This window comes from Polynucleobacter sp. MG-5-Ahmo-C2, assembly GCF_018687735.1.
Classification (GTDB): domain Bacteria; phylum Pseudomonadota; class Gammaproteobacteria; order Burkholderiales; family Burkholderiaceae; genus Polynucleobacter.
In genome coordinates, this window is sequence record NZ_CP061304.1 from 1,234,779 (window position 1) to 1,255,878 (window position 21,100).

19 protein-coding genes, 1 pseudogene and 1 riboswitch are annotated in these 21,100 nt (G+C 46.8%); of the genes and pseudogenes, 8 read left to right on the top strand and 12 right to left on the bottom strand.

The features are described from left to right. Positions 1 to 2: 2 nt before the first annotated feature. Positions 3 to 968, bottom strand: a complete 966-nt coding sequence (gene hemC / locus C2740_RS06380) for a hydroxymethylbilane synthase (protein ID WP_215292429.1) — start codon at positions 966 to 968, stop codon at positions 3 to 5. Between the two features lie 43 nt (positions 969 to 1,011). On the opposite strand from hemC, the gene argH reads away from it, so the two are divergent. After that, complete coding sequence (argH, locus tag C2740_RS06385; protein ID WP_215292431.1) at positions 1,012 to 2,430, top strand: argininosuccinate lyase; 1,419 nt, start codon at positions 1,012 to 1,014, stop codon at positions 2,428 to 2,430. Between the two features lie 41 nt (positions 2,431 to 2,471). On the opposite strand, the gene C2740_RS06390 is transcribed toward argH, so the two are convergent. The 4 genes from C2740_RS06390 to C2740_RS06405 all read right to left on the bottom strand — a co-directional run bounded on the left by C2740_RS06390 (position 2,472) and on the right by C2740_RS06405 (position 7,132). Continuing rightward, the gene (locus tag C2740_RS06390) at positions 2,472 to 4,739 is read right to left on the bottom strand and encodes an arginine/lysine/ornithine decarboxylase (RefSeq protein WP_215292433.1); all 2,268 of its coding nucleotides are present in this window, start codon (positions 4,737 to 4,739) and stop codon (positions 2,472 to 2,474) included. Next, the gene (locus tag C2740_RS06395; protein WP_215292435.1) at positions 4,736 to 5,650 is read right to left on the bottom strand and encodes an ion channel; all 915 of its coding nucleotides are present in this window, start codon (positions 5,648 to 5,650) and stop codon (positions 4,736 to 4,738) included. The genes C2740_RS06390 and C2740_RS06395 overlap by 4 nt, the downstream gene beginning before the upstream one ends. Before the next feature lie 13 nt (positions 5,651 to 5,663). Next, positions 5,664 to 6,230: a dCTP deaminase gene (gene dcd / locus C2740_RS06400; protein WP_068948880.1), complete on the bottom strand. Its 567-nt coding sequence runs from the start codon at positions 6,228 to 6,230 to the stop codon at positions 5,664 to 5,666. A gap of 71 nt (positions 6,231 to 6,301) precedes the next feature. Further along, entirely contained in the window at positions 6,302 to 7,132 is an 831-nt protein-coding gene (locus C2740_RS06405) for a formate dehydrogenase accessory sulfurtransferase FdhD (RefSeq protein WP_215292437.1), read from the bottom strand. Positions 7,133 to 7,286: 154 nt separating this feature from the next. Between C2740_RS06405 and metG the strand changes: the two genes are divergently transcribed. The 4 genes from metG to panC all read left to right on the top strand — a co-directional run bounded on the left by metG (position 7,287) and on the right by panC (position 10,953). Next, positions 7,287 to 8,957: a methionine--tRNA ligase gene (metG, locus tag C2740_RS06410; protein WP_215292444.1), complete on the top strand. Its 1,671-nt coding sequence runs from the start codon at positions 7,287 to 7,289 to the stop codon at positions 8,955 to 8,957. A 103-nt stretch (positions 8,958 to 9,060) separates the two neighbouring features. Next, positions 9,061 to 9,249, top strand: coding sequence for a DUF3460 family protein (locus C2740_RS06415; protein WP_215292446.1), 189 nt, complete (start codon positions 9,061 to 9,063; stop codon positions 9,247 to 9,249). After that, positions 9,242 to 10,105, top strand: a complete 864-nt coding sequence (locus C2740_RS06420; RefSeq protein ID WP_215292448.1) for a ScpA family protein — start codon at positions 9,242 to 9,244, stop codon at positions 10,103 to 10,105. Before C2740_RS06415 ends, C2740_RS06420 begins: the two co-directional genes overlap by 8 nt. Then, entirely contained in the window at positions 10,102 to 10,953 is an 852-nt protein-coding gene (gene panC / locus C2740_RS06425; RefSeq protein WP_215292450.1) for a pantoate--beta-alanine ligase, read from the top strand. The genes C2740_RS06420 and panC overlap by 4 nt, the downstream gene beginning before the upstream one ends. A 20-nt stretch (positions 10,954 to 10,973) precedes the next feature. Here panC and C2740_RS06430 read toward each other — a convergent pair whose 3' ends face one another. From C2740_RS06430 to C2740_RS06460, 7 genes are all read right to left on the bottom strand, one after another. Next, a complete protein-coding gene (locus tag C2740_RS06430) occupies positions 10,974 to 11,174 on the bottom strand; it encodes a hypothetical protein (protein WP_215292452.1) in 201 nt (66 codons plus the stop codon). 31 nt (positions 11,175 to 11,205) lie between these two features. Further along, the gene (locus C2740_RS06435) at positions 11,206 to 12,138 is read right to left on the bottom strand and encodes a methionyl-tRNA formyltransferase (RefSeq protein WP_215292453.1); all 933 of its coding nucleotides are present in this window, start codon (positions 12,136 to 12,138) and stop codon (positions 11,206 to 11,208) included. A gap of 1 nt (position 12,139) precedes the next feature. After that, positions 12,140 to 13,387, bottom strand: coding sequence for a formyl-CoA transferase (gene frc / locus C2740_RS06440; protein WP_215292455.1), 1,248 nt, complete (start codon positions 13,385 to 13,387; stop codon positions 12,140 to 12,142). Between the two features lie 139 nt (positions 13,388 to 13,526). Next, complete coding sequence (locus C2740_RS06445; RefSeq protein WP_215292457.1) at positions 13,527 to 13,955, bottom strand: PAS domain S-box protein; 429 nt, start codon at positions 13,953 to 13,955, stop codon at positions 13,527 to 13,529. A gap of 83 nt (positions 13,956 to 14,038) precedes the next feature. After that, the gene (frc, locus tag C2740_RS06450; RefSeq protein WP_215292459.1) at positions 14,039 to 15,289 is read right to left on the bottom strand and encodes a formyl-CoA transferase; all 1,251 of its coding nucleotides are present in this window, start codon (positions 15,287 to 15,289) and stop codon (positions 14,039 to 14,041) included. Between the two features lie 90 nt (positions 15,290 to 15,379). Continuing rightward, a complete protein-coding gene (gene oxc, locus C2740_RS06455; protein WP_215292461.1) occupies positions 15,380 to 17,089 on the bottom strand; it encodes an oxalyl-CoA decarboxylase in 1,710 nt (569 codons plus the stop codon). 212 nt (positions 17,090 to 17,301) lie between these two features. Next, positions 17,302 to 17,919 carry a Crp/Fnr family transcriptional regulator gene (locus C2740_RS06460; RefSeq protein ID WP_215292463.1) on the bottom strand — a complete coding sequence of 206 codons (618 nt, stop codon included), beginning with the start codon at positions 17,917 to 17,919 and terminating at the stop codon, positions 17,302 to 17,304. Positions 17,920 to 17,991: 72 nt separating this feature from the next. Then, positions 17,992 to 18,207: riboswitch (cobalamin riboswitch) on the top strand. A 143-nt stretch (positions 18,208 to 18,350) separates the two neighbouring features. Between C2740_RS06460 and C2740_RS09445 the strand changes: the two genes are divergently transcribed. The 3 genes and pseudogenes from C2740_RS09445 to C2740_RS09465 all read left to right on the top strand — a co-directional run. Next, positions 18,351 to 20,474 (top strand): TonB-dependent receptor, encoded by a 2,124-nt coding sequence (locus tag C2740_RS09445; RefSeq protein WP_215292465.1) that lies wholly within the window; start codon positions 18,351 to 18,353, stop codon positions 20,472 to 20,474. Positions 20,475 to 20,562: 88 nt separating this feature from the next. Then, positions 20,563 to 20,850 carry a hypothetical protein gene (locus C2740_RS06470; protein WP_215292467.1) on the top strand — a complete coding sequence of 96 codons (288 nt, stop codon included), beginning with the start codon at positions 20,563 to 20,565 and terminating at the stop codon, positions 20,848 to 20,850. Then, positions 20,831 to 21,043 (top strand): annotated as a pseudogene (locus C2740_RS09465) (cell division protein ZapA); the annotation flags it as partial. The gene C2740_RS06470 and the pseudogene C2740_RS09465, both read left to right, overlap by 20 nt. Between the last annotated feature and the right edge of the window lie 57 nt (positions 21,044 to 21,100).

Below are 21,100 nucleotides of genomic sequence, written 5' to 3' on the forward strand. Positions count from 1 at the left end.
TTTTATTTGGAAATCTTAGGAATTAGATCTGCAGCGCCCTGGGCTAGTAAGTCTTGGGCGACAGCAAGGCCCAAGGCTTCTGCATCTTCAATCGATTGCACTGCTGCTTTGCCATTGGCCAAACAAATCGCTTTGCCATCAACACTTGCAACAAATGAATGGATTTGCATTTGGCCTGCGCCCCATACTGCATGGGCCGCCAAGGGTACTTCACAAGAACCCCCAAGTTGACGAGACACCATACGCTCAGCGGAAACTGCATACCAAGTTGCCAGGTCATTGAGGGGGGCCAGCCATTGTTTGATATTCGGGTGCTTGCTCAAAGTCTCAATACCTAAGGCTCCTTGACCAGCAGCTGGTGTGTATGGGTCATAAGGAAGGTAGGTACGAATACGACTTTCTAAACCTAAACGCCTCAAACCTGCAGCAGCCAAAATAATTGCCTGATACTCACCGCGATCTAACTTAGCCATGCGCGTATCTAAATTGCCACGCAAGGGATGAATTTCTAGATGAGGAAATTTTGCTCGCAGCACTGACTCCCGACGTAAACTGGAAGTACCCACAATCGTATCCTTGGGTAAATCTTCAAGGCTTGCAAAATCATTTGAGACAAATGCATCACGCGCATCTTCTCTTGCCATAACGCAAGCAAGATCAAATCCCTCCGGCATAACCATGGGCATATCTTTTAGGGAATGAACCGCCAAATCAGCGCGCCCATCCTCAAGAGCAGTTTCGAGCTCTTTCACAAAAAGACCCTTGCCACCCACTTTAGAGAGGGCTTTATCCAAAATCTGGTCCCCGCGGGTAGTCATTCCCAAAATCTGGACATCACAGTCTGGATAGAGCTTTTTTAGGCAATCTTGGACGTGTTCAGCCTGCCACATGGCTAGACGACTTTCACGGGAGGCAATTACTAGGCGCTGAGGGGCTGATAGGGAGGAAGAATTCAGGGTTTGGGACATAACATTTAAAATAAGCAAAGACCTACACCAATATACTGTGTTTATGAGCTCATCTAAAAATTCCTTAGCCAACAAAGCCCAAGCTTGGTCGGCCCGTTTTGACGAACCGGTTAACGAGCTTGTCCAGCGTTATACGGCCTCCATCGGCTTTGATCAGCGTTTTGCAATGGTCGATATTGCAGGCTCCCTGGCACACGCCCAAATGTTGGCCTCCCAAAAGATCATCAGCAGTCAAGATTTGGCTGATATTCAAAATGGCATGGCGCAAATTAAGAGCGAGATCGAGGCTGGCCAATTTCATTGGCAATTGGCCTTAGAGGATGTTCACCTCAATATTGAAGCACGCCTGACTGAATTGGTTGGCGATGCGGGAAAGCGTTTACATACTGGTCGCTCACGTAACGACCAGGTGGCAACAGATTTGCGTTTGTGGTTACGCGCCAGCGTCGATGAAATTGCTGCCACCCTCAAAACTTTACGAACTGCACTATTGGATCTGGCAGAAAAACATGCTGGCACGATCATGCCTGGTCACACGCATTTGCAAGTTGCACAACCAATTACCTTTGGTCATCACTTAATGGCCTATTACGAAATGTTTAGTCGCGATGCCAGCCGCTTGACTGATTTGCGTGCACGTTTTAATCGTCTACCATTAGGTGCTGCCGCCTTAGCTGGCACCACCTACCCAATTGATCGGGAGCAGGTTGCCAAGATCCTGGGCTTTGATGGTATTTGCAATAACTCATTGGATGCTGTGTCAGATCGTGACTTTGCCATTGAGTTTTGCGCTTTTGCGTCCATCCTGATGATGCATGTATCACGCCTTTCAGAAGAGCTCGTACTTTGGCTCAGTCCACGCTTTGGCTTTATTGATTTACCAGATCGCTTCTGTACTGGCAGCTCCATCATGCCGCAAAAGAAGAACCCTGATGTCCCTGAATTGGCGCGGGGCAAGACTGGTCGTGTTTATGGCGACCTCATCTCATTGTTAACGCTGATGAAGAGTCAGCCCCTCGCCTACAACAAGGATAACCAAGAAGATAAAGAACCTCTATTCGATGCGGTGGACACAGTGCAAGATACGCTGCGTATTTTTGCCGATATGGTTCCTCACATCGAAGTGAAGGCTGACGTAATGAAAGCTGCTGCTGAAGAGGGTTTTGCCACAGCAACTGACTTAGCCGACTACCTTGTTAAAAAAGGCCTCGCTTTCCGTGATGCCCATGAGGCTGTTGCTCACGCCGTTAAAGCGTGCGTCGGCAGAAACTGCATGCTCACTGACTTAAGCCTCTCAGAATTACGCTTTGCCTGTGGCCTAGACACGCGCCCTGAACTTATTGGAGATGATGTCTTTGTTTTGCTGACAGTGGATGGCTCGGTACAGTCCCGCCAGCACGCTGGAGGGACATCGCCCTCTCAAGTGCTTGCCGCAATCAAACAAGGCCGCGCAGATCTTTAGGTCACCTGCGCGCCTGCTCCTAGCAAGATATAGCCTCTTGATTAAAGTGTGATGTCGCGCTCTTGCCTGACACAATCAACATAGTATTCACTGCGGGCATCGACATCCGCTTTCACTAAGCCATGAATATCTGTCTCGAAGCCTGGGAACTTCTCATTAAAGTCACGGGCAAAGTAAAGATAGTCAACAATGCGCTTATTAAAACGCTCGCCTGGAATTAATAGTGGAATGCCTGGAGGATAGGGAGTAACCAGCATGGCAGTTACACGACCATCCAATTGATCCAGGGGAACGCGATCTACCTCCTTATGAGCCATCTTTGCCCATGCCTCTGATGGCATCATTGCTGGTTCCATATCAGAGGTATACATTTCCGTAGTCATACGGGCTACGTCACGGCTCTTATAGAACTCATGAATCTGCTGGCAAATATCTTTCAGACCAACACGCTCATAACGTGGGTGCTTAGCGACAAACTCCGGAAGCACTTTCCATAATGCCGCATTCTTGTCAAAGTGATCCTTAAACTGTTGCAGCTCTGTAACCAAAGTATTCCAGCGGCCTTTAGTAATGCCGATGGTGAACATAATGAAGAAAGAGTACAAGCCGCACTTCTCCACGATTACCCCATGCTCGGCAAGGTACTTAGTCACAATGCTTGCAGGGATACCCATGGAACCGAAGTGACCCTCGATATCCAGTCCTGGCGTGACGACTGTAGCTTTGATCGGGTCAAGCATATTGAAGTCTTTAGCGAGCTTACCAAAGTCATGCCAAGAGGCGTTCGGCTCTAAAACCCAATCCGAACGCTCGCCAATTCCTTCTTCTGCTAAGTGATCTGGACCCCAGACCTTGAACCACCAGTCTGCACCAAACTTGTCATCCACCTCACGCATCGCGCGACGGAAGTCCATTGCTTCCGCAATCGACTCTTCTACCAAGGTAGTGCCGCCTGGTGACTCCATCATGGCAGCAGAGACATCACAGGAGGCAATAATGGCGTACTGCGGACTAGTTGAGGTGTGCATGAGATAGGCTTCGTTGAAGCAATCACGATCAAGCTTGGTCTCTTCGGCATCCTGAACCAATACTTGCGAAGCTTGTGACAAACCAGCCAGCAGCTTATGCGTAGACTGGGTCGCAAACATCAAACTCTTCTTGGTACGCTTGCGATCAGAGCCAATGGCATGCATATCTTTATAGAATGGGTGGAAGGCGGCATGCGGCAACCATGCTTCATCAAAGTGCAAGGAATCCACCTTGCCATCAAGCATCTCTTTAATCATCTCAACGTTGTAGACGATGCCATCATAGGTACTCTGGGTCAACGTCATGACGCGTGGGACAACATTTTTATTCTTAATAAATGGATTAGCGTCAATCTTCTTCTTGATATTGGCCCACTCGAATTCCTCTTTTGGAATTGGACCAATAATGCCAAGGTGATTGCGGGTTGGCATAAGGAAAATCGGAATTGCACCCATCATGGTGATTGAGTGAATCACCGATTTATGGCAATTACGATCTACCAAGACCACGTCTCCGGGGGCTACAGTGGAGTGCCAGACAATTTTGTTTGATGTGGACGTGCCGTTGGTGACAAAGAACAAATGGTCGGCATTAAAGATGCGCGCAGCATTACGTTCACTCTGCAACACTGGGCCAGTGTGGTCTAGCAGTTGACCTAATTCTTCTACAGCATTGCAAACGTCAGCTCGCAGCATGTTCTCACCAAAGAACTGATGGAACATCCGACCGACTGGGCTCTTTAAGAAAGCAACACCACCAGAGTGTCCAGGACAGTGCCAAGAATAGGAGCCTTCGGAAGCGTAATTGGTTAATGCACGGAAAAATGGGGGTGCCAATGAATCGAGGTACACCTTTGCTTCACGAATGATATGACGCGCTACAAACTCTGGGGTGTCTTCATTCATGTGAATGAAACCATGTAATTCACGCAAGATGTCATTTGGCATATGGCGTGAGGTGCGAGTCTCACCATACAAGAAGATAGGGATATCTTCATTACGCTTACGAACCTCAGTGATAAAGGCGCGCAAATTATTTAAAGCAGGAAGATCATGGTCTTCAGAATCGGATACAAACTCCTCATCATCAATCGAAACAATGAAAGAGGATGCTCTGGAAGCTTGTTGCGCAAAAGAGGTCAGGTCACCGTAGCTCGTTAAACCAATGACCTCCATGCCCTCATGCTCAATTGCCTCGGCAAGGTCGCGAATACCCGAACCCGAAATATTTTCGGAACGAAAATCCTCATCAATAATGATGATTGGGAAACGAAATTTCATAAAAACTCCCCTGCTATGCGGTCCGATGCATTCGGAACCCACTGCTCAAAATTAGAAAGGTCAATTATCCGACCGCCGTCTGACGAAACCGTGACTATATCGACAAATGTCGCATTTTGCTGGACATCTCTAGGTAAGTAAACATGCCGGGCATAAACCTGGTTTGCAAGGCTCTCGTGATAGCCAGTAAAGGTGATGAGTAAGTGCCAGCGGCCATTAAGAGCACTATTGCCCAGATAGTCATTTAAGGCGCTCGTCTCATCAACACTATGCATGGCCGTCCAGGTTAAAGAAAAGACCGGACTTTCAGAGCGATGTAAGGCAAGCTCGACAGATCGACGGTAGCGCTCGCCCTCTGAAGTCATGCTCTCGGCAATTAACCAAAGCCGCAGCTGGGCCTCAACAATATGGGAACTTCGATCATTAGCGACCCGAAACTTCAAGGTTTTAATACCATCGTGATTGCCAACTACTGCCACCTTTGAAAACCGCACACCAGCAGTCGGCCTGGTGAAGCGTGCGAAGGCTAAGCCGGTTGTTAAAGCAGAATAGACGATGCCAAAAAATGCCTCAAAGGTCACAATTGCATTCGGCCAAGAACCAACTGGCGTCATACGCCCATAACCAATCGTCGCCATGGTCTGCACGCTAAAGAAAAAAACATCTAAGAGCGATCCAGACTGAGCGTGGGTAATTGCCCCATCGCCACAAGCAAGATATGCAAATGCAAATACAAGATTGGTGCCCAGATACACCAAGACCACCAGCAGCATAAAGCTTGCCCAGCTGGTGCCTAGAAGCCAATGATAAAAATTGTTTTCGGGGCGCGCTACTTCCGAGCGCGTAAGGGTGGCACGATATTCATCTAAGTCAATACGCGCGGGGCGACGATTGAAAAGAAATTTACGCACTACCGTGAATAGCTTAGGTCTTAGGCAGGGTCACGCCCCGCTGACCTTGATACTTACCGCCACGATCTTTATATGATGTACCGCAGACCTCATCGCTCTCAAAGAAGAGAACTTGTGCGCATCCCTCGCCAGCATAAATCTTTGCAGGTAACGGCGTGGTGTTTGAAAACTCTAAAGTGACATAACCCTCCCACTCAGGCTCGAATGGAGTGACGTTCACAATAATGCCGCAACGAGCGTACGTACTCTTACCAACGCAAACCGTTAATACACTGCGTGGAATCTTGAAATACTCAACAGTCCTTGCTAACGCAAATGAATTTGGAGGGATGATACAAACATCACCCTTGAAATCAACGAAAGATTGCTCATCGAAGTTCTTCGGGTCAACAATCGTACTGTTGATGTTGGTGAAGATTTTGAATTCGTCTGCGCACCGAATGTCATAGCCATAGCTTGATGTGCCATAACTCACGATTTTGTTGCCAGCAGCGTCTTGACGAATTTGTCCAGGCTCGAACGGGCTGATCATGCCTTGTTCACCCATGCGGCGGATCCAGTGGTCAGATTTAATAGTCATGGGCGAATTGTAAAACCTTCGCTGACTCAACCCACCATTTATCGAGGCCTGAGCACTAAAAATGCGCTGTTTTAGGTAAAAATCACCCGCTCAGGGGCGTTATAAATCTCAAAGTGTTTTCCAGAGCAACGAGACAAAATGGTGAGATTGGTTTTACGAGCTAACTCTAAACCCATCAGGGTGACCCCTGAGCGGGTTAGGAGAAAAGGAACGCCCATCTGAGCCCCCTTAATAACCATCTCAGAAGTTAAGCGGCCAGTAGTAAAGAAGATCAAATCTTTGCCTGGCTTATTGGCTAACCACATCAAACCAGAAATGGAGTCGACTGCGTTGTGGCGACCTACATCCTCAATAAAGTGGAGGAGTTTCACGCCATCATCACCATCCCTCTCAAATACTGCGCAGGCATGTACAGATCCAGACTGCTTGTAAATCGAATCGTGAACCCGAATCGCATCAATTAAGGTAACGATTGCCTCTTGAGACAGTTTGGGCCCCTCTGGAAGGGCGATTTCGGATATCTCCTCCATTAGGCCACCAAACATTGTGCCCTGACCACACCCAGTAGTCACAACCCGCTTGCTTGTTAAGGCATCAATATCCACAGTGCTGCGGCGAGTCTTGACTGCAGCAGAATCTGTCTCCCAGTCAACCTGGATGCTTTCGATATCATCCGGCGACTGCACCAAACGCTGATTGCGTAAATACCCCAGTACCAAAGCCTCAGGAGCGCTTCCGAGGGTCATCAAAGTAACGACTTCGCGCTTATCTAAGTAGATCGTCAACGAGCGCTCCCCGGGAATATGGGTTAGCTTTTTCCTGCCCGCCTCATCCAATATCTCCACCTCGTGCACCAAGGGCACCGAGGCGCTAGACATCTGAATATTGGGTTTTACGACCATAAAACACTTTCTAAATTGAGTGGAAATTGGAGTTTATCGGGGTTTATGAAGACTTCGCGGTGTTTTACTTTAACCGCAGACTAAAATCACTGCACAAGCTCGGCATAATTGAGCATTACCCCTAATTTAACCTTCTTATTTAAGTCCGCATTACATGAGTAGCTCCCAGCGTCGCATTCTTGTTACCTCAGCCTTGCCTTACGCCAATGGCCAGATTCACATTGGTCATTTGGTGGAATATGTGCAAACTGATATTTGGGTCCGTTTTCAACGGATGCGCGGTCATGAGGTTCACTATGTTGGCGCTGATGATACCCATGGCACGCCAATCATGTTGCGAGCAGAAAAAGAAGGGGTCACCCCAAAGGAATTAATCGCCACAGTTTGGAAGGAACATAAGCGCGACTTTGATAACTTCCTCATCTCATTTGATAACTACTACACCACCGATAGCCCTGAGAATGAAAAGCTAGCGCAAAGTATCTATCTGAAATTACGTGACGCCGGGCTAATTGAAAAGCGGGCTATCGAACAAGCCTACGATCCAGTTAAAGAGATGTTTTTGCCTGATCGCTTCATTAAAGGCGAATGCCCTAAGTGTGGCGCTAAAGATCAATATGGTGATAACTGTGAAAAATGTGGTGCCACCTACTCACCTACTGATCTGAAGAATCCCTTCTCGGTCGTCAGTGGCGCAACGCCCATCAAAAAGATTTCTGATCACTACTTCTTTAAGTTATCCGATCCGCGCTGCGAAGAGTTCTTGCGTGAGTGGACTCAAGTCAAAACGCCATTGCAACCCGAAGCACGCAACAAAATGAAAGAGTGGGTTGGTCAGCCAGGCGAAAGCAAGCTGGGTGACTGGGACATCTCCCGCGATGCCCCTTATTTCGGCTTTGAAATCCCGGATGCACCCGGCAAGTACTTCTACGTCTGGCTTGACGCTCCAATTGGCTACTACGCTAGCTTCCTCAATTACTGCCAGGCTAAAGGCTTAAACTTTGACGAGTGGGTCAAACCAGATACGACCACCGAGCAATACCATTTCATTGGCAAAGATATTTTGTATTTCCACACCTTGTTCTGGCCGGCTACTCTGAAATTTTCTGGCTATCGCACTCCCACCAATGTATTTGCGCACGGCTTCTTAACCGTTGATGGCGAAAAGATGAGCAAGTCACGTGGCACATTAATCTCTGCCAATAGCGTGATTGAGTGCGGCTTTAATCCCGAGTGGTTCCGCTATTACTTTGCGACCAAACTCAATGACAGTATGGAAGATTTAGATTTAAATCTTCAAGATTTTGTAGCACGCGTGAATAGCGATTTATTAGGCAAATACATCAATATTGCTAGTCGTAGCGCCGGCTTCTTAGTAAAACGTTTTGGCGGTGTTATGTCTGATGAATCCATGAACAATCCCTTGCTAAAAGAAATTACTGCATCTAGTGAAAAGATTGCCGAGCTTTATGAAGGGCGCGAATATGCAAAAGCATTGCGTACGATCATGGAGCTCGCTGACATGGTCAATGGTTTCGTGGATGAAAATAAACCTTGGGACATTGCTAAAGACCCAGAGCGCGAAGCAGATTTGCAACGCGTCTGTAGCGTTACCCTAGAAGCCTTCCGAATGCTTAGCTTGTATCTCAAGCCGGTCATTCCACAAGTTGCCACTGGCGCAGAAGAATTTCTCTCCCTGCCACCGCAATCTTGGAGTGATATCAATACTCCGCTTTCTAGCAAGAACCCAATCAAAGCTTACAAGCACCTCATGACTCGGGTTGAAGCCCCTCAAATTGAGGCTTTGCTGGCTGCAAACTTGTAAAAATCACCCTAAAAAGCACCTATAATAGTGATCGCAGTCTTTAGATGACTTTTGGTATTAATTATATAAGTTATTGAATTTATTGAGTATTTTAGGAAATACCATGGCAAGATATCAATCCGAATTCACCCAGTTCTTAAATGAACTTAAATCCGAGAAACCTAATCTCGAGGCGGAGCAGCAAGCTGGCCGCGCCCTCTTATGGGATAAGGAACCCCTCACCGTTGAGGACCAGCGCCGTGCTAAGGCCGCCAAATTAAAACAACGCGCTTACGTTTATTCGAATGACTGAGCCAAGTACTCAGCCAATATCCGACTTACTAGATAGCACCCCGTCAGTAACTGATGGGATGTCGGAAGCATTTGCCAAACTCTATGGCGAGCCTCTCTTCAAGCTTCCTACTGATCTCTATATTCCGCCGGATGCATTAGAAGTTTTTCTAGAAGCATTTGAAGGTCCTTTAGATCTGTTGTTGTATCTGATTCGTAAACAGAATTTCAACGTACTTGATATTCCAATGGCTCAGGTTACTCAACAGTACTTGAGCTATATCGATCAAATTCGCCATTCAAACCTTGAGCTTGCCGCAGAGTATTTATTGATGGCAGCGATGTTGATTGAGATTAAATCTCGCATGCTGCTACCAATGAAGAAGGCAGATAGCGAAGAGGAAGTGGAAGATCCACGCGCAGAATTAGTTCGTCGTCTCCTAGAGTATGAGCGCATGAAACTTGCAGCCCAAGAACTGGATCAAATTCCACAACAAGGCCGTGACTTTCAAGTAGCGCATGGTTTTGTAGACACCACTGTTGCCATCACATGGCCAGAAGTGAACTTAGAAGACCTGCAGATGGCTTGGCGTGATGTTTTACACCGCGCTAAGCTTAATCAACATCACACCATTACTCGTGAAGAACTCTCTGTCCGTGACTTTATGACTCGTATTCTGCGTCGTTTGCAAAGCACGCGTTTCATCGAGTTTGGTGAGTTATTTGAAGATGCCATTAAGTCTGGGAAAGGCATCCCTGTTGTGATCGTCAATTTCATCGCGATGTTAGAACTCTCACGCGAAGCCTTAGTAGAAATTACTCAAGCTGAGCCCTACGCCCCAATTTACGTTCGACTGGCCTACACACCCGTTGCATGAAAATTATTAGCGACATTCAGGAGTTGCGTGACCACCTGCGTGGCCAAAACCGTGCTTCATTTGTGCCAACGATGGGTAATTTGCACGAAGGTCATTTATCGCTCATGCGCCTTGCAAGGCAACATGGAGATCCAGTAGTTGCCAGCATCTTCGTTAATCGTTTGCAATTTGGTCCAAACGAAGACTTTGATAGCTACCCACGCACTATGCAAGCGGATATTGAGAAGCTTGAAAAGGAAGGTGTGTATATTCTATTTGCGCCTACTGAGCGCGATCTCTACCCACAACCTCAAGAGTACCGCGTTGACCCACCTCAGCAACTTGGTGACATCCTTGAAGGTGAATTCCGACCCGGCTTCTTTAAAGGCGTGTGTACAGTTGTACTAAAACTTTTTTCCTGCGTGCAGCCCAAGGTTGCAGTATTTGGTAAAAAAGATTATCAACAGCTGATGATTATTCGTCAGATGGCCAAACAATTTGCTTTGCCTGTAGACATCGTTCCTGGCGAAACCATTCGTGCTGATGATGGCCTAGCCCTTTCCTCCCGTAATGGCTATCTCTCATCCGAAGAACGAGCAGAGGCACCTGAACTGATGAAAGCATTAAAAGAGGTGCGCCAACGGGTACTCGATTTAAGTGCGCGGGATGCAAAATCTCTTTCTGAAATTGAAAAAGTTGCCGTTGCATCGCTTGCTGGGCGTGGCTGGAATCCAGATTACATTGCCATTCGTCAGCAGAGTGATTTAGCTCCAGCCTCCAATGAAAGCCTTGAGGCCGGTGAGCCACTCGTGATTCTCACTGCAGCAAAGCTTGGTAAAACCCGCTTAATTGATAATCTAGAGATTTAATCCTTAGGCCTGCCTGCAGCTTACTCGTCCCAGGGAAATCGTTGACGAGATAATTCTTCCATAATTTCACGCTTACTCAGCCCAGCTCTCCTTGAGGTTGCGGGTCCAGTCGCAGTCGAACTTCCATGATCAACGGTAACCTCGACTTGCTCTTTTCTGATATCGGCAGGTGTTTGAGGCTTTAATCCATCTTCAGACTCTAATTTTGATTGATTTGCCATAGCTAGATTAAGTAAGCGGCCGAGAAAAAGGTTAGAGCCCGAAGAACTGCCCTACTTGTAGATTCAATTCTTTCGCCAATTCAGCGCCAGTCACTTTTCCCGAGATACCCTTCGCCTTGAGAACTTCGATTTGCCCACCATGGCAGGTAATGAAGAATGAATCTAAGGTGATTTGTGTTACCTCACCAGGTTTGCCTTTGACTGCACTGAAGGTAGCAGCTACGTGCTTATGACAATCGTAGATCTGCACCTTTTGCTCGCCAAATTTCGTCCATGCACCAGGAGCAGGGTTGCAGGCACGAATCAAGTTATAGATTTGACTAATATGTGTCGACCAATGAATCTGCGCGGCATTGCCATCAAACCAGCCCTCATAGTTGGCCTTGGATTCATCTTGAACGACTTCTTGGTGCTTACCTGAAACCACCAAGTCGGCAGCCTCCATGAGGGCTTTGACGCCTACCGGAAATAGATGGTCGAAGTAGATCTTGCCTAAAGTGTCATCAGGGCCAATCACCACTTCTTTTTGCAAAATGACTTCGCCCTCATCCAAGCCATCGGATGGTCGGAAAATGGTTAGGCCAGTTTTATCTTCGCCTAATGCAATCGCCCAATTAATAGCGCTAGGGCCGCGATATTTTGGTAAGAGCGATGGGTGATATTGAATCGTGCCGTGCTCCGGAATTTTGCAGAGCTCTTGCGGCACAAACTGCAATACATACGCCATGACACAAATATCAGCATTGCTATCGATCATGGCCTGAGCAGCCTCAGGACTCTTTAAGGAAGCAAACTGCAAGGGCGTTAAGCCTCTCGCTAAAGCTGCCTCTTTAAGGACTTCTGGCTTAGTTGATTTGGGATTATCTGGCGGGCAGAAAACGGCAACGACTTCATCGCCACGATCTAAAAAAGCTTCCAATGTAGCTTTACCAAAGTCAGCACTCCCAATCAAGGCAACCCGCATCTTAGATAACCTTATCGTGACGAAGAGCAATCAATTCATCTGTGGAATAACCTAACTCACTGAGAATCTCATCAGTATGCTCACCAAGCAATGGTGAACGAGTTACCTCCGTTGGGCTATCAGACATCTTAATGGGGTTGCCAACAGTCAGATACTTGCCGCGAATTGGATGATCGACCTCAACCACCGTACCAGTTGCGCGCAAGGCAGGCTCTTCAGCAATCTCTTTCATAGAAAGAATTGGGCCGCATGGAACGTCGTACTTATTCAATGTATCCATGACCTCGAACTTCGTCAACGTCATGGTCCATTTTTCAATCTCGCCAAAAATCTCCATCAAATGTGGCAAGCGTGCCATTGGGGATGCGAAGCGCACATCAGTAATCCAATCTTCATGACCAATGACTTTGCAAATCGCCTCCCACACTGGGGCTTGCACCACGACATAGATATATGAGTTGGGGTCAGTTTCCCAGCCCTTACACTTCACAATCCAACCAGGCTGACCACCGCCAGAGGCATTACCGGCGCGGGGTACAGCGTCACCAAACTCACCGTTCGGGAATTGTGGGTACTCTTGCATCAAACCTACGCGCTCAAGACGCTGTTGATCACGTAATTTCACACGACACAAGTTCAGTACCGCATCTTGCATAGCTGCTAATACTTTTTGACCACGACCAGAATGGGTGCGCTGGTAAAGTGCAGTGACGATGCCTAATGCCAAATGTAAGCCAGTGCCGCTATCACCAATTTGGGCGCCAGTTACCATGGGAGGCCCATCATCAAAACCCGTTGTCGAAGCGGAGCCACCAGCACATTGCGCTACGTTCTCATACACTTTGCAATGTTCATATGGGCCGGGACCAAAACCTTTTACAGAGGCCATGATCATCATCGGATTGAGTTCTTGAATGCGCTCCCAAGAAAAACCCATGCGATCCAGTGCGCCTGGTGCAAAGTTTTCCACCAGAACATCACACTCTTTAATCAAACGTTCCAAAATTTCTTTACCCTTTTGGGTTTTGGTATTGACAGTAATGGAACGCTTGTTGTGATTGAGCATTGTGAAATACAAACTATCTGCATCCGGAATGTCGCGGAGTTGACCGCGTGTAGCATCCCCTTCGCCTGATTTTTCTACCTTGATCACATCTGCACCAAACCAAGCCAGCAACTGAGTACAGGTTGGTCCAGATTGAACGTGCGTAAAGTCGAGGATTTTGACCCCTTCTAGTGCTTTTGCCATGGTTTAAGTCCTAATAAGAATGAAATTTTGAATTCCGGCAATTTTACCAGCGGGTAATCAGGATAAATATAGTGCGCCTAATTATTAGGCATATATGCCGCTTCAGACTAAATTAGCCATTCCTAGGGACTGCATGAAGCTATGAATCGGGGTTTTCAAGATCGGAGATTCGCTTTTTGAGCGCCCTCTCTTCCGCAAAACGCTGTGTTTCATCCCGAATGATAGCCACCACTCCATTTGCCTTCTGACTGCCATCAAAAAGCATGCCGACGGTAAATGCAATCGATAGTGTGCTGCCATCTTGATGTTTGGCTGGCACCTTCAACAAGGAAGTGCCATAGCGGGTGGTGCCGGTCTCCATAGACTTGCTATAGCCTTCCTTGTGCGTTTGACGTTGACGTTCAGGAACAATCAAATCTAAAGTCTTGCCGAGCGCCTCCGCTTCTGAGTAACCAAAGATTCGTGTGGCAGCAGGGTTCCACAATACAATTTTTTCATTGGCATCCGCTACGACAATCGCATCACCAACACACTCTACCAACTGATGCAAATCTACACTTGTATTCATGAGGTTAGTCTATCGCAGTTTTCATGGAAAATAAAAAAGGCGCTCACGAGGAGCGCCTTCACTTTGATGCTAACTACTAATAATTAAACTGCTTTAGCAGTATGCAACTTAGCGATGTCGTCAGCGCTGTAACCAAGATCAGCCAACACTTCATCAGTGTGCTCGCCCAATACGGGAGATGGCTTCACTTCGATTTCCAAATCAGAGAACTTGATTGGGCTACCGATGGTCAAATACTTGCCGCGTACCTTGTGATCGACTTCAACGATCGAACCGCTCTTACGCAGGTCAGGTGAAGCAGCCAATTCTTTCATAGAGAGAACTGGAGCACATGGAATATCGAACTTGCGGAGGATGTCCACAGCTTCGTATTTAGTCTTGTCCTTGAGCCAATCTTCAATCGTTGCGAAGATGTCAAAAATCTTGTCTTGACGAGCTTCAGCAGTCATGTACGCTGGATCAGTTGCCCACTCTGGCTTACCCAAAGCCTTAGTAATTGGCTCCCAAGCGTGACCTTGAATGGTGAAATAGATGTATGCGTTTGGATCAGTTTCCCAACCCTTACACTTCAACACCCAACCTGGCTGACCGCCACCACCAGCGTTACCGCCACGTGGCACTACGTCAGTGAATGAACCGTGTGGATATTGTGGATACTCTTCCAAGTAACCAATTTTGTCCAAACGTTGTTGATCGCGCAACTTCACACGGCACAAGTTCAATACAGCATCTTGCATTGAGCAAGATACTTTTTGACCTTTGCCAGTTTTTTCACGTTGCATCAAGGCTGTCAAGATGCCGATTGCCAAATGCATACCAGTATTGGAGTCGCCCAAAGCTGCAGCAGAAACTGTAGGAGGACCATCCCAGAAACCGGTTGTGGAAGCGGCACCACCAGCACACTGAGCAACGTTCTCATACACTTTTAAGTCTTCGTATGAGTGGCCATCGCTAAAGCCTTTAACAGATGCCATGATCATTTTTGGGTTCAATTCTTGGATACGCTTCCAAGAGAATCCCATGCGATCCAAAGCGCCAGGACCGAAGTTCTCAACCATCACATCAGAAGTTTTGATCATTTTTTCTAAAACTTCTTTACCTTCTTGAGTCTTAGTATCGAGAGTCAAAGAACGCTTATTACCGTTGAGCATGGTGAAGTACAAAGCATCTGCACCTGGAATATCGCGCAATTGGCTACGGGTTACGTCACCAGAACCTGGACGCTCTACTTTGATAACGTCAGCACCGTACCAAGCCAAAAGCTGAGTACATGCAGGACCCGCTTGAACGTGGGTGAAGTCAATAATGCGAATACCGTCTAATGGTTTAGTCATGTTTGTTTCTCCTTAAGTATTTCTTGTTTGCTACAAATTTAGTCTAAAAATATTAACTTTTTATTACCGTTTTTAATTTCTAATCAATCTTTATTTCTTAGCAGCTGCAGTAGATGGGTTCAAGTTCGTCAAACGGCCACTCTCAGTACCTGCAGTCTCATCAATAACAGCATTGATGAGGGCTGGTTTACCGGCAGCAATTGCCTCTGTTAGCGCCGCCTCTAATTCTGCTGGGGTGGTTACGTAGTAACCCACTCCACCAAATGCTTCAATCATCTTGTCGTAACGCGCATCTTTTACGAATACGGTTGGAGCTACATCAGCGCCACCCGTTGGATTTATATCGGTACCACGATATACGCCGTTGTTATTGAATACCACAGTCGTGATTGGCAAGTTGTAACGGCAAACAGTTTCGAGCTCCATGCCGCTAAAGCCGAATGCACTATCGCCCTCGACTGCAACAGTTGGCAAACCACTGATGACAGCTGCTCCAATGGAGTAACCCATACCAATACCCATAATGCCCCAAGTACCAGAGTCAAAACGCTTACGTGGCTTGTACATATCTACGATGGCGCGGCAATAATCCAAAGTATTTGCGCCTTCGTTTACCAAGTTCACATCTGGGTTCTTCTTAATGACATCACGTATTACACGCAATGCACCATGGAAGTTCATTGGGTTAGCTTCTTTGGCCAATGTTTCAGCCATCTTAGCCATGTTCTTATCTTTTTTCTCATTGATTGCGTTGATCCACTCGGCACTTGGCTTAGGTACAGAAGCGATACCCTTCAAGAGCTCCTCAACACATGAGCCAACATCACCAATCAATGGAGCGGCGATTTGCACGTTGCTATCCACTTCGTTTGCTTGAATATCGATCTGGATAAATTTCTTAGGATCTTTACCCCAAGTCTTGCCTTTACCGTGAGCCAGCAACCAGTTCAAACGTGCACCAACCAATAACACTGCATCAGCTTCAGCCAATACAAATGAACGTGCTGCAGAAGCAGATTGTGGATGATTGTCTGGTAACAAACCTTTAGCCATCGACATTGGCAGGTAAGGAATACCAGACTTCTCGATCAAGTCACGAATCTCTTTATCGGCCTGTGCATAAGCTGCACCTTTACCCAAGAGAATCAATGGACGCTTAGCGCCCTTCAATACATCCAATGCGCGCGCAACTGCATCAGGAGCTGGAATTTGACGTGGCACTGGGTCGATTACTTTAAAGATCGATTTCTTCGCTTCATCAGCAGGCATTGTTTGCGCAAGCAACTGTGCCGGCAAATCTAAGTAAACACCGCCTGGACGACCAGAAACTGCAGCGCGAATCGCACGGGCAAAACCAATGCCGATATCTTCAATGTGATTGATGCGGTATGCAGCCTTGCAATACGGCTTGGCGGCATTGAGCTGATCCATCTCTTCGTAGTCACCTTGCTGCAAGTCAACGATTTCACGCTCGCTTGAGCCAGAAATCAAAATCATTGGAAAGCAGTTCACAGTGGCATTTGCCAATGCTGTTAAGCCATTCAAGAAGCCAGGTGCAGAAACTGTCATGCAGATACCGGGCTTTTGCGTCATGTAGCCAGCAATCGCAGCAGCGTTACCCGCATGCTGCTCATGACGGAAGCCAATGAAACGCAAACCTTCTGCCTGAGCTAAGCGGCAGAGGTCGGTAATTGGAATACCAACGAGTCCAAAAATGGTGTCTAGGTCATTTGCTTTTAAAGCGTCAATGACGAGATGGAAGCCGTCGGTTAATTGTGTGTTTTGGTTATCTGTAGTCATAGATTTTTATGTGAATTGCAGGTCACCATTTAGTGATGGATCTATGCAATTTAGCTTACGCTAATGTCTCCAATGAAGTTATTAATTGCACTGCGGGTATTAGTCCCCGCTTAGGCAGAAATGAATATTAGGCTCGGGGTGGGGGTTCATCATTGACTTCGGTCAATTTCCCCTTAAATCAAGCTCTCCGAGGGGGCGCAAACCCAAAAAACCTAGATAAAGAGCTCTTTATGCTTTGTTTTAAGACGGCTCAAGGTCTCAGGAGAGAGATTAAGGTAGGCGGCCAACTCTTTTTTTGGGAGAAGCTCAAATAAGTCTTCATATTTGCGCAGGAAGCGCTCTACTCGGCCTGGAGCATCGAGCATGTGCAATGTGATGGTATGAGCCATGATCTCACTCATCAAGCGCATGACTTCGAACTCAAAGCTTTCCTTCAAAGGCTTATGCTCATCCAAGAATTCAGCCCACTTTTTGAGGGGCATCCGCGCAACACGGGCTTTAGTTACGCTAGCAATGCTGTAGGGCGCAGCAGTCTTTAGACGCCAAGCGGCGTAGCTTGTCTCGATATCTTTTTCAATGGCAAAGCGCAGAATCATTTCCTTTGCATCCGCACTCGAAACAATGCGCTTCAGGATTCCATCCAGCACAAAGTACTGCTCCATTTGGTGATCACCTTGGTGCAACAGAATTTCTGATTTTTTGAGGTCTGAGATCTCTAGATGGCGCTCTAATTCAGCCATTGCTTCCGGATCCAAGCTTTTTAAGACTGAGTTTTGACTCAGCTGCAAACGAATCAGGTTTTTTTCGGGGTGCTTATCTAATGCAGTCATGAATCCTTAATCCTAGACCCTCTATTGTAGGCTTTTTTACCCTTAAATTCAGGGTCAAAACCTCAAGATGGACTAGAATTGAAGGGTCGTGGTGCTTTATTGCAGTGCAATAGAGTTAAACGGGAAACACTAAACGTGTGCTGCCCCCGCAACGGTAGGTAAATACGCCTTTTGCTCAATTTTTAGGCGTCAGGAATCTGACAAGGCCACTGTGCGCGTCAATCGCATGGGAAGGCCAGATTCTGATATTTACTAGCCCGGATACCGGCCAAGACAGGTGGAATTTCGCGGACGGGGACCTTCGCGCGCCGATGATAGCGCTCGGTCTTGCGATCCTGCGCCTAATTGACGCCTGAACTCCTGCACGCGAAATTCTGTTCGACCCAGCTTACGGGGAAGTGAGCTGAGCACTCGATAACAGAAAGTGTTTCATGAAAAAGCAGTTCAGCAAGGAAAAAATCGCCCTACTTTGTGGCGCGTTATTCATCATCAGTAACCCCCTTTTTGTATTTGCACAAAGTGCCCAATCAACTATTGTTGTCACTGGGTCACGCTTTGAGGAAAACTTGAATGAGGTTCCAGCCAATGTCAAAGTTATTACGCGCGATGAGATAGCCAGCTCAACATCCAACAATATTCCTGATGTTCTATCCCAAATTGGCGGTCTGAATGTGCGTAGCCTTAATCCAGGACAACTTAACTTAGATGCAACGGTGGATATGGGTGGGTATGGAGCAACTGCCAACAGCACAACATTGATTTTGATTGATGGCCAAAGAGTGAATCCAATTGATTCATCATCAATCAGCTGGGGCTCAATCCCCTTAGATTCAATCGAACGAATTGAAGTGCTGCAGGGTGGTGCAAGCGTTCAGTACGGAAATGGTGCAGTAGGCGGCGTCATCAACATCATTACCAATGGCAATACCTCCAAGCTTAATCAGGCTAGTGTTAGCTATGGCAGCTATAACACCCTCGTGAACAATGCAATCCTTCGCGATACTTATCAAGATACTACCTACCAACTCACAGCAAACACTTCCAACACTAATGGTTGGAGACAGAATTCAGCGGCCAATGCCTATGCATTTGATGCAAAAGTCATTCAAAAGTTTGGCGGGATTGACAGAATCTATACAGATTTGTTTTATGGCTATACCAATGCTCAAAATCCTGGTGGCGTTGTGGGACAAGTTGGATCTGGAGATCCTCAAGCGGCCAAGTTCAATAACGTTGGATCAAATACAAGCATTAATAATGCGGGCGTGAGATTTGGTGGCACAAAAGGGTTGGCAGCAGGTTATATCGGCGAGCTAGACGCCTCCTACACCAATAGAAACGTCTTCTATTACAACCCTTTTTATGACAGCAGTGCGGCACTTAATGTCACTCCATACCCGATAGTTGGGGCAAGCAACTCGACACTTTCGGGTTGGCAGCTAAACCTTTCCCCGCGCATTAAGGGACTTATTGAATCTCTTGGTACGGGCATCTTGGGTTATGAATTCAATAAAGCAAGTCAAGGATCAAATAACGCCTACGGATCTGAAGTATTGAATAACATCATGATTCCGAATGGTTATATTAGCAATCCAAACGGGCTTACCTATAACGGACAAAGTGCATCACTGTTAAATCAATCCGTTTATGGAATTCTGAAGCTTCCAATCGTTAATGGATTAAGTCTGGATGGTGGCGCGAGACATCAGGCGCAGCAAGCTAGTACTTATGACACCAATGTTTACTCCTCAAGCGGGCCGTCAAGTGCCAATAAAACATACTCGGCTAATGCAGGGGATGCTGCCTTCAATTTCAGTTATGCAAATAATCAAAAGGTCTATATCAAATGGAATCAGTCTTATCGCTTTCCAAACATTGATGAATTCTGGGGATATGACAACAATACCTCTACCCAAGTATTTAATGGCATCCTGAAACCACAGACGGCACAAACCTATGAGATCGGCGGCAATTGGATGTTGAGCAGCTTGAGAGTGAACGGCTCTATTTTTTCATCTACATCGCAGAATGAAATTATGTATAACCCATCCTCCGGATTCAATTACAACTCTCAATACAACGTCAATAGGCGCGGGGTTGTTTTAGATTCCTCATCCAATATCACCAAAAAACTCATGCTAGCTGGTGGAGGAAAGATTCAAAACTCCTATTATGCAGATGGTCCATATGCAGGCAATGCCATTCCACTTGCACCAAATTTATTGCTCAATGCAAGAGCGAGCTATTTAATCGACATGAATTGGTCATTTGGGGGTGTGGTGAACTATGTCAGCAACCAGCATTATGACGCAAGCCCGGTTTACTACAACACCCTTAATCAAATGCCTTCATATACTGTTGGCGATGTTTTCCTAAACTATAAAACAGGAAACTTTGATACCAAATTTACCATTAAGAACGTAGGCAATACCTCTTATGCGACTTCGGGTGGATACGCCAGTCTGATGGGCGCCAATGGAAGCTTTAACAACAGTTACTATTACTACCCAAGTGACCGTAGAGCGTTTTACCTAAGCACCAAATACACTTTCTAAGGGGCGGTTTCCAATACTGGGGCTAGCCCTTACTAAGGGTCTTCCAAAATTAGGAAAGTAAGTTCAATCTCAAGGCTACAATGCCAATATGAACGAGCAAACCCGTTTCTCCACTGATCAGACCGATACCGAAATCGAGTCTATCAGCACGTCCGTAAAACGCTTGAGCGACAAAGTCCTGGCGATTACCGAAGAAGTTACAAACTTAACGCAGAACCGGGCTGAACTTGAAAGCAAAATTGAGGGCGCGCAAAAACGTATTCAGCATATTTTAAGTCGCCTACCAGAGCAAACTGATGGTCGCCAAATGAACTTGCTTGGCGAAGCTATTCCACCTACCAACGCAGAGGACGATAGTGAGCCAACAACGCATTGAAGTAACCCTAGCTGGGCAAAAGATTACTCTTGCTACGAGCGCAGAGCATGAGCCATTACTTCGCGCAGCGTGTGTCTTGGTAGATGAGCAAATTCAATTAGCGATCAGCGGTGGCAACCGCAGTATTGAGCGCGCCAGCATGATGGCTGCACTCAAAATTGCTGGCGACCTCATCAAGCTACAAAAACAATCGCAACAAAGCCCCTCCTCGAATGTCAGTTCTGATGAAGTTGCAAGACTTCAAGCGGAG

Excerpts from the sequence above, each read along its gene's own strand:
- C2740_RS06420 (WP_215292448.1), top strand. The coding sequence starts at position 9,242 with ATGACTGAGCCAAGTACTCAGCCAATATCCGACTTACTAGATAGCACC.
- hemC (WP_215292429.1), bottom strand. The coding sequence starts at position 968 with ATGTCCCAAACCCTGAATTCTTCCTCCCTATCAGCCCCTCAGCGCCTA.
- C2740_RS06435 (WP_215292453.1), bottom strand. The coding sequence starts at position 12,138 with ATGCGGGTTGCCTTGATTGGGAGTGCTGACTTTGGTAAAGCTACATTG.
- metG (WP_215292444.1), top strand. The coding sequence starts at position 7,287 with ATGAGTAGCTCCCAGCGTCGCATTCTTGTTACCTCAGCCTTGCCTTAC.
- C2740_RS06445 (WP_215292457.1), bottom strand. The coding sequence starts at position 13,955 with ATGAATACAAGTGTAGATTTGCATCAGTTGGTAGAGTGTGTTGGTGAT.
- oxc (WP_215292461.1), bottom strand. The coding sequence starts at position 17,089 with ATGACTACAGATAACCAAAACACACAATTAACCGACGGCTTCCATCTC.
- C2740_RS06460 (WP_215292463.1), bottom strand. The coding sequence starts at position 17,919 with ATGACTGCATTAGATAAGCACCCCGAAAAAAACCTGATTCGTTTGCAG.
- argH (WP_215292431.1), top strand. The coding sequence starts at position 1,012 with ATGAGCTCATCTAAAAATTCCTTAGCCAACAAAGCCCAAGCTTGGTCG.
- C2740_RS06405 (WP_215292437.1), bottom strand. The coding sequence starts at position 7,132 with ATGGTCGTAAAACCCAATATTCAGATGTCTAGCGCCTCGGTGCCCTTG.
- C2740_RS06415 (WP_215292446.1), top strand. The coding sequence starts at position 9,061 with ATGGCAAGATATCAATCCGAATTCACCCAGTTCTTAAATGAACTTAAA.
- C2740_RS06470 (WP_215292467.1), top strand. The coding sequence starts at position 20,563 with ATGAACGAGCAAACCCGTTTCTCCACTGATCAGACCGATACCGAAATC.
- frc (WP_215292455.1), bottom strand. The coding sequence starts at position 13,387 with ATGGCAAAAGCACTAGAAGGGGTCAAAATCCTCGACTTTACGCACGTT.
- dcd (WP_068948880.1), bottom strand. The coding sequence starts at position 6,230 with ATGACTATTAAATCTGACCACTGGATCCGCCGCATGGGTGAACAAGGC.
- C2740_RS06390 (WP_215292433.1), bottom strand. The coding sequence starts at position 4,739 with ATGAAATTTCGTTTCCCAATCATCATTATTGATGAGGATTTTCGTTCC.
- frc (WP_215292459.1), bottom strand. The coding sequence starts at position 15,289 with ATGACTAAACCATTAGACGGTATTCGCATTATTGACTTCACCCACGTT.
- C2740_RS06430 (WP_215292452.1), bottom strand. The coding sequence starts at position 11,174 with ATGGCAAATCAATCAAAATTAGAGTCTGAAGATGGATTAAAGCCTCAA.
- C2740_RS09445 (WP_215292465.1), top strand. The coding sequence starts at position 18,351 with ATGAAAAAGCAGTTCAGCAAGGAAAAAATCGCCCTACTTTGTGGCGCG.
- panC (WP_215292450.1), top strand. The coding sequence starts at position 10,102 with ATGAAAATTATTAGCGACATTCAGGAGTTGCGTGACCACCTGCGTGGC.